7 protein-coding genes are annotated in these 8,044 nt (G+C 66.1%); 3 read left to right on the top strand and 4 right to left on the bottom strand.

Features of this window, described 5'->3' with window-relative positions:
- Window positions 1-114: 114 nt before the first annotated feature.
- Both secD and yajC read right to left on the bottom strand, forming a co-directional pair.
- Window positions 115-2,859: a protein translocase subunit SecD gene (secD, locus tag VNO22_01500; GenBank protein ID HXG60023.1), complete on the bottom strand. Its 2,745-nt coding sequence runs from the start codon at window positions 2,857-2,859 to the stop codon at window positions 115-117.
- A gap of 94 nt (window positions 2,860-2,953) precedes the next feature.
- On the bottom strand, window positions 2,954-3,376 hold the full coding sequence (gene yajC / locus VNO22_01495) for a preprotein translocase subunit YajC (protein HXG60022.1): 423 nt from the start codon (window positions 3,374-3,376) through the stop codon (window positions 2,954-2,956).
- A gap of 94 nt (window positions 3,377-3,470) precedes the next feature.
- On the opposite strand from yajC, the gene VNO22_01490 reads away from it, so the two are divergent.
- The 3 genes from VNO22_01490 to VNO22_01480 all read left to right on the top strand — a co-directional run bounded on the left by VNO22_01490 (window position 3,471) and on the right by VNO22_01480 (window position 6,727).
- A complete protein-coding gene (locus VNO22_01490; GenBank protein HXG60021.1) occupies window positions 3,471-4,217 on the top strand; it encodes a PilZ domain-containing protein in 747 nt (248 codons plus the stop codon).
- Window positions 4,218-4,294: 77 nt separating this feature from the next.
- Complete coding sequence (locus tag VNO22_01485) at window positions 4,295-5,518, top strand: LamG-like jellyroll fold domain-containing protein (GenBank protein HXG60020.1); 1,224 nt, start codon at window positions 4,295-4,297, stop codon at window positions 5,516-5,518.
- A 210-nt stretch (window positions 5,519-5,728) separates the two neighbouring features.
- Window positions 5,729-6,727 (top strand): PA14 domain-containing protein, encoded by a 999-nt coding sequence (locus VNO22_01480; protein HXG60019.1) that lies wholly within the window; start codon window positions 5,729-5,731, stop codon window positions 6,725-6,727.
- A gap of 67 nt (window positions 6,728-6,794) precedes the next feature.
- Here the strand turns inward: VNO22_01480 and VNO22_01475 are convergent, their stop codons facing one another.
- Both VNO22_01475 and VNO22_01470 read right to left on the bottom strand, forming a co-directional pair.
- A complete protein-coding gene (locus VNO22_01475) occupies window positions 6,795-7,160 on the bottom strand; it encodes an OsmC family protein (protein ID HXG60018.1) in 366 nt (121 codons plus the stop codon).
- Window positions 7,161-7,176: 16 nt separating this feature from the next.
- Window positions 7,177-8,028, bottom strand: a complete 852-nt coding sequence (locus VNO22_01470; protein ID HXG60017.1) for a hypothetical protein — start codon at window positions 8,026-8,028, stop codon at window positions 7,177-7,179.
- Window positions 8,029-8,044: the final 16 nt, after the last annotated feature.

The following is an 8,044-nucleotide window of genomic DNA, read 5'->3' as shown; positions in this document are numbered from 1 at the left end:
CGTGTCCCCCCTCTCTCTCCACGAAGTTCCCCCTCGGAACCGCCACTGCTTAGTATATCGCCCGGACCGGGACTGTCAAGTTATATTTTATAAACTACGAATTCCGCCCGCCCCTCAGGCGGTCGGCGGCCGCTGGCCCCGGTACCACCACAGAACGATCGGGGAGGCGATGTAGATCGTCGAGTAGGTCCCCGCGATCACGCCGATCAAAAGCGGGAAGGCGAATTCCGCGATCCCCCCGCCCGTGTTCATCGTGAAGGCGTAGAGCACCGCCGCCGAGATCCACACCGTGAAGGCCGTCAGAATCGTCCGCGACAGGGTCTGGTTGACGCTCGTGTTGACCACCTCGCGGAAGGTCGCCTTCTTCATCAGGATCAGATTCTCGCGGATCCGGTCGAAGATCACGATCGTGTCGTTGATCGAGTATCCGATGATCGTGAGGATCGCCGCCATCGTCGTGAGGTTCATCTCGAAGGAAAGCCCCCAGGACTTGGGCACGATCGCCCCCGCCAGCGACGTGAAGGCGAGCGCCACGAGCGCGTCGTGGACGAGCGCCACCACCGCGGCCACCCCGTAGCGCCACGAGGCGAACCGGATGGCGATGTAGACGATCATGAGCGCCCACGAGATGATCATCGCCCAGACGGTCGAATCCTTCAGCTCCCGCGCCACCGCCGGGCCGATCGTGCCCTGGGCGATGAACGGGTCCTCCGCCAGCTCTCCCGCAAGAACGGCCTTGAGGCGCTCCCGCAGGCGGGACCGCCAGCCCTCCCGCTCCGCGTCCTCGCGGGTGGGCGTCAGGGCCAGCGCCCGCAGGTTCTTCGGGGCTCCCGGCGCTTCCTCCAGAACGAAGAGGGGCTCCCCCTGCTCGTCCTTCCGGAAGAAATCCCGCGCTCCCTCCGGGGCGGCGATCTTGCGGCGCACTTCGTCGACCGGGACGGAGGCCTTGACGTACAGGAAGAGCCCCGGCCCCGGCGGATGGCCCCGTACGAACCGCGGATTCGGATTCACCTCTTCCGGTTTCATTTCCCGGAAGGGTTCGTGCGAAAGCGTGTCCTTGAACGCCTCCTGAATGTCGTCCTTGAGGGTCACCACGTCGTGGTAGGCCGTGCGGACCTGGAAGTTCCGGGAATGGCCGCTGCCGATGCCGAGCTCCGGCCGGTCCACATGGGGATCCGCCACCGTCTGGATTTCCGCGTCCGGATACTTGGCCAGACCGTCCGGCCCCTTGATCGAGAAGACCGTCCGGCGCACCGTGTCGATGTCCGATTCCTCCGTCAGCCGGAACGCCAGAAGCGATCCTCCCCGGAAGTCGATCCCGAAGTTCTTCTCCCCCCGCGCCAGGAAGAACGCCGTCCCCGCCCCGACCAGAAGAACCGAAGCCACGACGCAGGGCTTCGCCACCCGCAGGAAATCCACCTTGGGCTCGGCGAGGAACCGCATCATCTTGAACTCTTTGAGCCCGCCCTGGATCGCCATCCGGAGGAAGGTCTTCGCACAGAACAGGACGCTGAAAAGGGTCGTCGCGATGCCGATCGAAAGGGTCACCGCGAAACCCTGGACGGGGCCCGTTCCGAAGTAGTAAAGCACGATCGCCGCCACGAGCGTCGTGAGGTTTCCGTCGAGGATGGCGCTGAACGCCCGCTCGTGGCCCGCCTCGAACGCCTGAAGCGCCGATTTTCCCCGCGCCTGTTCCTCCCGGATGCGCTCCAGGATGAGGATGTTCGCGTCCACCGCCATGCCGACGGTCAGGACGATTCCCGCGATGCCCGGCAGCGTCAGCGTCGCGTTGAAGAACGCCATCACCCCCATCAGGAAAAGGAGGTTCAGAAGCAGGCCGATCACCGCGATGAACCCCGCTTTGCGGTAGTAAACGATCATGAAGACCGAGACGAGCGCCAGCGTCAGGCCGCTCGCCCAGAGCCCGCGCCGGATCGCGTCCTGTCCCAGCGTCGGGCCGACGAACGTTTCCGACTCCGGCTGGCCCACGACGCGTTTCCCGTCCCGGTCCACGAAGCCGATGGGGGCGGGGAGGCTTCCGCTCCGCAGGATGATCGCTAGGTCCCGCGCCTCCTGCTCGTTCTTGGCGCCCGAGATCTGGCCGGAGCCCCCGAAGCTTTCCGATTGCACCACGGGCATCGAGCGGAGCTGGCCGTCCAGGATGATGGCGATCATCCCCGGCGGCCGCTGGTGATAGAGAATCCGCGCCGCCTCGTCGAAGCGCTTGCCGCCCTCGGTGTCCAGCCGGAAGTCCGTCACCCACTCCAGGCCGCCCGGGATCATCCGCTGGTGGGGCTCGGCGCTGGTGATATTGCGGCCCTCGATGACGGGCTCCCGCTGGACGAGAACCTCGGGCTGGTTCCAGGCCGCGTATTCCTCGCTCCGGGGACGGTGCTCCGCCTCCACGGGCACCTTCATATACCCGTCGGGGACGCGGCCGTCCTGGTTGAATTTCTCCTGGATCTCCTTGCTCGCCACGGCGTGAAGCGAGAGCTTGCCGGCCTGCTGGACCAGACGCTTATAGTCCTCCAGGGTCGATCGGTCCACTCCCGCCAGCTGAATGACGATCTGGTCTTCCCCCTGCGAATAGATTCGGGGCTCCTTGAGCTGCCGGGCTTCGATGCGGCGGCGGATGACGTCGGTGGCGTCCTGCGTCTTCTTGGCCTTGTCGGGTTCGCCGGGTTCGTAGAGAACGCGGTAGCGCAGCTCCGCGCCGCCCGCCAGGTCGATCCCACGGTTCACCTTCGCGTCCGCCAGTCCGGGAATTCGGGGCTTGTTGGGGATCGGCGCCACCACGTAGGCGAAGACCGCCGTGAGGAGAACAATGAAGATGAAGCGATACTTCGTGTCCTGATTCATAGTTAGTCCCAGCTCAGGTTGGGCAGAAAATACATGAATCCCCTGCGGTTGGCAACGAAAAGGGGGAAGGCCTCGGTCCGTCCGGGAGTCCGGATCAGCTCTTGGGGGTCTCGGCCTTGGCCTCGGCGGCGCCGGAAGCCTTCACCAGTCCGGCGACCGCGTTCTTGGAGATCCGGATCCGGACGTCCTTGTCCTCGTCGATGCAGAGGACCAGGTCGTTATCTTCGGGTCGGACCTGCTTGACGATCCCGTAGATGCCCGCGGTCGTCACGACGTGGTCGTTTTTCTTGAGCGCCGAGAGCATCTGCTCGCGCTCCTTCTGCTGCTTGCGCTGGGGGCGCAGCATCAGAAAGTACATGACCACGAACATGAGCAGGAGCGGGATGAAAAGCTGCCCGAGGCCGCCGCCGGGAGGCGGCGGAGGCGCTCCTTCCGGGCTCCCCTGGGGCGGCTGAGTCGCGCCCGCCTCGCCGCCCGCGGGCGGCGCGTCCTGAACGAGCATGGCGATCATGTCCATAAGACGCGCGACATTATACACGCGTGACGCGCGAGGGCGAGAAGAATCGATCGGGGGTTGACAAAACTTTCGGCGCCGACTAGGGTGGGAACCCATGGCGAACCCAGAAACCCGCCGCGCCCATCCCCGCCGCGTCCTGGCCGGCGTGGACCTGGCCTGCTACCGGACGGCCCCGGGCCCGGAACCCCAGGCGCGCCGCAACATCGGCCAGGAGCTCGTGGACATCTCGCCCGGCGGGGCGCGCGTGCGGGTCAGCGAGCCGCTTCCGGGGGGCGAGAGGGTGACGCTCGAGCTTCGGGACCGCGCCTCGGGAGAGACCTTCCGCGCCCGCGGAGAGGTGCGCTGGTGCGCCACCCGCCGGGCAGGCGTCGCTTCCGGACACTTCGTGGGACTTCAATTCCTCGAGGTGTACACGCCGGTGGGACGGCGCGAGCGCTTTACCGTGGCGGCCGTGGCGAACCCTGAACCGAATGTCGCCCCCTCTGAAAAGCGCGCCGCGGAGCGCTTTTCCGTCCAGGATTACATCGTGACGGTCCTGCGGCAGGGGGTCCTGGCCTCCGACGGCCTCAAGCGGAACCTCGCGCGCGAGGTCATCGACCTCAGCCGGGTGGGAGCCCAGATCCTCGTGAGCGAACCTCTGGAGCCGGGGACGCTGGTGCGTTTCGCCCTTCACTTCAACGCGCTGTCCGATTCGCTGGAATCTTCCGGAGAAGTCCGCTGGTGCCGTCCGGACGGATCGATGCGCTACCGGGCCGGCATCCGGTTTGTGAATCTTCCGGAGGATCGCCGCCGGATGATCGATTTCCTCCGCAAGCGCTTTTCCGGCGGCCGGAAGGCGTAGCCGGCGTCGAAAAGAAGTTGCACCCCTCCTCGCTTCCCGGTAGATTCTCTGTGTCTGAATCGCTAGGGAGGCGGAAAATGGCACGGTTCGGACGCGCGCTCTCACTCTATATCTTCGTCCCGACGTTGGCCGGCGCGGCGCTCCTTCTCCAATCCTCGCCCACGGGGCTCGTCGGCTACTGGAAGCTTGACGAGACGGCGGCCCCCTCCGCGGATTCGGCGGGAGGAGCGGCGGGAACCTGGGTCGGCACTCCCGCCCCCTTTACGCCGGGACCCGTCTTCAGCTTTCCCAATCCTCGCGCTTTGAGTTTCGACTACACGGACGGGACGGACGATTACGTCGAGATTCCGAATACGCCCGCCCTCGAGAACCTTCAGGAGAATAGCTACACGATCTCGGCCTGGTTCCGTCCCGCGGACGTGCCGCCCACCCCTCCCCTGGACGGCAGTGGGAATCCAATCGAAAGCACAAATACCGCTCGATACGCCGTCGTGGTGAAATCCGGGTGGCATCTCGGGATTCATTACAACTACAACCGGCAGTTCGTCTTCGAGCACTGGGAAACAGGTGACCAATGGAGGGGAACCGGAACCTGGACGAGCACCTACGACGCGGGGCAGTGGTACCATCTCTGCGGCGTTTGGAATCGGACGACCGGTACCGTTTCGCTCTGGGTGAACGGGACGCTCGCCGGGCAGACCGATTACACGGATGGATTCGCCACGCGTGAATACGGCACGACGCCGTGGAGAATCGGGATCGCCAACCCGGGTGCCGGCAGCTGGCGCTGGGCCGCTCGGGGGGCGATCGATGACGTGCGCTTCTACAACCGGGTCCTTTCCGACAACGAGATCCGCGAACTGAACGCGGGACTTCCCGCGCCCACCGGATTGACCGCCACGGGCGGGGTCAACCAGATGAGCCTGAGCTGGACGGCGCCGGCGGGGTTCGTCGGGAGCTACACCTACGACATTTACCGTGGCCCCACGTCGAGCGGACCCTTTACCTACCTGGCCTCGACCTCGTCTACGTCCTACGTGGACTCCACGGCGACCTACCCGGGGAGCTATTTCTATTATGTTGTGGCGGTATCCACCGTGGGGGAGAGCGGACCGACCGCGGCGGCGGGCGGGAGCCCCCAGCCCATTCCTCCCCGGACGGGAGACCACGAGGAAGGCCTCATGGACGGCCGATGCAGCTGCGGATCGGCGCGGCCCCCGGCGGTTCCGCTCGCGGCGGGGATCGCGTTCGCGGCGGCAGGGGTGCTTCTGGCAGCGCGCCGTCGAATCTGGGGGAACTAGCGGCATCCACTTGCCCGCGAAGGGGACGCCCTTCCGGGCCGGTCTTGGGGCGGGCCTCACGGAGGTCGGCGTATGGAACTCCGGGAGAGGTCAGTGCGCATGAGATTCTCTCAGCGCTTGCCATCTCATCTTCGTCACTTCGCCTTTGTCGGAGGTTAAGGAACGGCCTGAGTGTGATTCTTCCGGAGGGGATTTCAGGGGAGGCGGATTATGGGTAAGGGACTGAAGTCCGGGGGGTCCGTCGGGGTGGTTCTCTGGGGATTACTGGCTTGGAGCGCGGACGCGCACGCCCTCCAGGGGCTTGAAGGGCGATATTACAACAACAGCGGGACGGGGGGGTCGCCTCCGCCGCCCCCCGGAAGTCCCGCCGGGACGACGTTCACCGGGACCCCGGCGCTGACGCGCGTCGACGCCACCATCAATTTCGGCTTTTCGAATCCTCCCGGCCCGGGCGTTCAGGCGGACGACTTCATGGTCGCCTGGACGGGGTTCCTTCGAATCAACACGGGCGGAAACTACACGTTCAACGCCCGAAGTGACGACGGCGTGCGACTCTGGATCGACGGCAATCTCATTGTGGACAGCTGGGTCGACCAAGGGCCCACGGATCACTTCAGCGGGGCGGTCGCTCTGACCGCGGGAGCCCACACGATCCGCTTGGAATTCTACGAAAACGGAGGCGGCGAGGAGTGCCGCCTTTCGTACAACGGGCCGGATTCGAACAATCAGATGATCATCATTCCCTCGTCCGCCCTTTCTCCTGTCCCGCCCGTCCCCCCCGACGCTCCCACGAACGTTCAGGCCACCGCCGTGACCAGCACGATCACGGGTCTTCCTTCGATCACGGTGACGTGGGATGCGGTTGCGGACGCCACGTCCTATCAGGTCTTCCGCACGGATCAATCCAATGCCCCCCTCGCGACCGTCACGGGCACCTCGTATCAGGACACGGCGGTTTCTTTCGGAGTCCAGTACTGTTACTTCGTCCGCGCGGTCAACGCCTACGGCACAAGCGGCGACTCGAACGTCGCCTGCGCGACGCCGCAGCCCCTGCCGCCCCGCACGGGGGACCACGAAGAAGGGTTCATGGACGGCCGGTGCAGCTGCGGGAGCTCCGTGCGTGCGGCGCTCGGGCCGGCCGGAGCCGCGGGGGCGGGAGTCCTGGGCGCGGCGCTTCTGGCGGTTCGGCGCCGGCGCCGGTCGGCGTAAGCCTCTACGGCCGGGTCTCGACGGTCACGGTAACCTGGGTCGCCACGGCGACCGCCCGGTAGAGGGGTCAGCGTCCCTTGAATTTCTCGACGAGCGCGGCCGCCTGGCGGTCGTCCACGCCGTAAAGCTCCAGCCGCAGCCGCACTTCGCGGAAATTCGCCGGGTCGTCCTTGCGCCGCACGCCCTGGATGTGCGCCCGCGCCTCCCGCAAGGGAACCCCTTCCTTGCGGGCGAAGGCGTCCAGGAGAAGGACCGCGCATCCGGAAACTCCGGAAAGGAACGCTTCCGCCGGAGTCACCTCCTCGCCGGGCCCGCCGTTCGAAGCGGGCTCGTCGATCACGAAGTGGTGCGTCCGGACGGTGTTGAGCGACCGGCCCGGCACCCCGGGCACGGTGCGCGATCGCGCCTCGGTAAGGAGAAGATCGTCGGACATGCCCTGTCCTTCCCCTCTACTTCTTTTCCAGCGCGTGTTCCTGGGTGGCTTTGTCGAGAAGCTTGTGGCGGTAGCCCAGCGCGCCGACGCGCGCGTCGATCGTCTGAAGCACGAGCTGGAGGAAGTCGACGATCTCCTTTTGAAGCGTGTTCTCGTTGTTGTCGTCGTAGATCTTCTTCTCCTTGAGGAACTGAGTCATGAACGTGCGGTAGGTCGCCAGATACTGGCGAATCGCCTCCTGGCGGAAGCCGTCGCTCACCTGGCGCCGGCCCTTGAGGATCCCCTCGAGTTGCGCCAGCTGGCCCCACAGGCGGATTAGGCTGACGTGCCCGATCGTCTTGAGCGCCGGGATGTTCGTGTCGAGCTCGCGGTCGTCGATCTTCAGGCCCTCCTCGCGGACCTTGATGACGGTGAGGGCGTAGTCCTCCAGGACGCTCGCCGCTTCGTCTTCCCCGGCCAGCGCGAAAAGATCGCCCACCAGGACGAGCCCGCCCTTGGCCTGCGCGGCCGCGCCGTAGTCTTCGCTGTAGTAGGGAAGGACCCGCAAGGTCGGGGCCTCGAGCGACGCCAGGATCCCCGGCAGTTCGCGCTCGAAATAGAACTCCCGCCCTTCGGCCTTGTAAACCTCGCGGATCGCCGCCCGGGCGCAGGTCCCGCACCGGCAGCCGGCCGCGCCGTGGCTGGTCTCGGGCACAAAGTACCACCCGCGGATGAGCCCCGCGGGGTTCCGGTCCTTGTCGTAGACGAGCGGATCGAGCTTGGCGGCCAGATAGGCCGGGCGCTTGGCCGGATTCGCCTTCGCCTCCTCGAACGTGACGGATCGGGACGGCGCGGCGGCGGTCAGGAGCGCAAGAAAGAGTCCCAACATGGCAGCCCTCCTCATG

It is taken from the genome of Planctomycetota bacterium (assembly GCA_035574235.1).
Lineage (GTDB): Bacteria > Planctomycetota > MHYJ01 > MHYJ01 > JACPRB01 > DATLZA01.
Note: the sequence above shows the minus strand (reverse complement) of the source record. Positions and strands in the feature narration are given on the sequence as shown.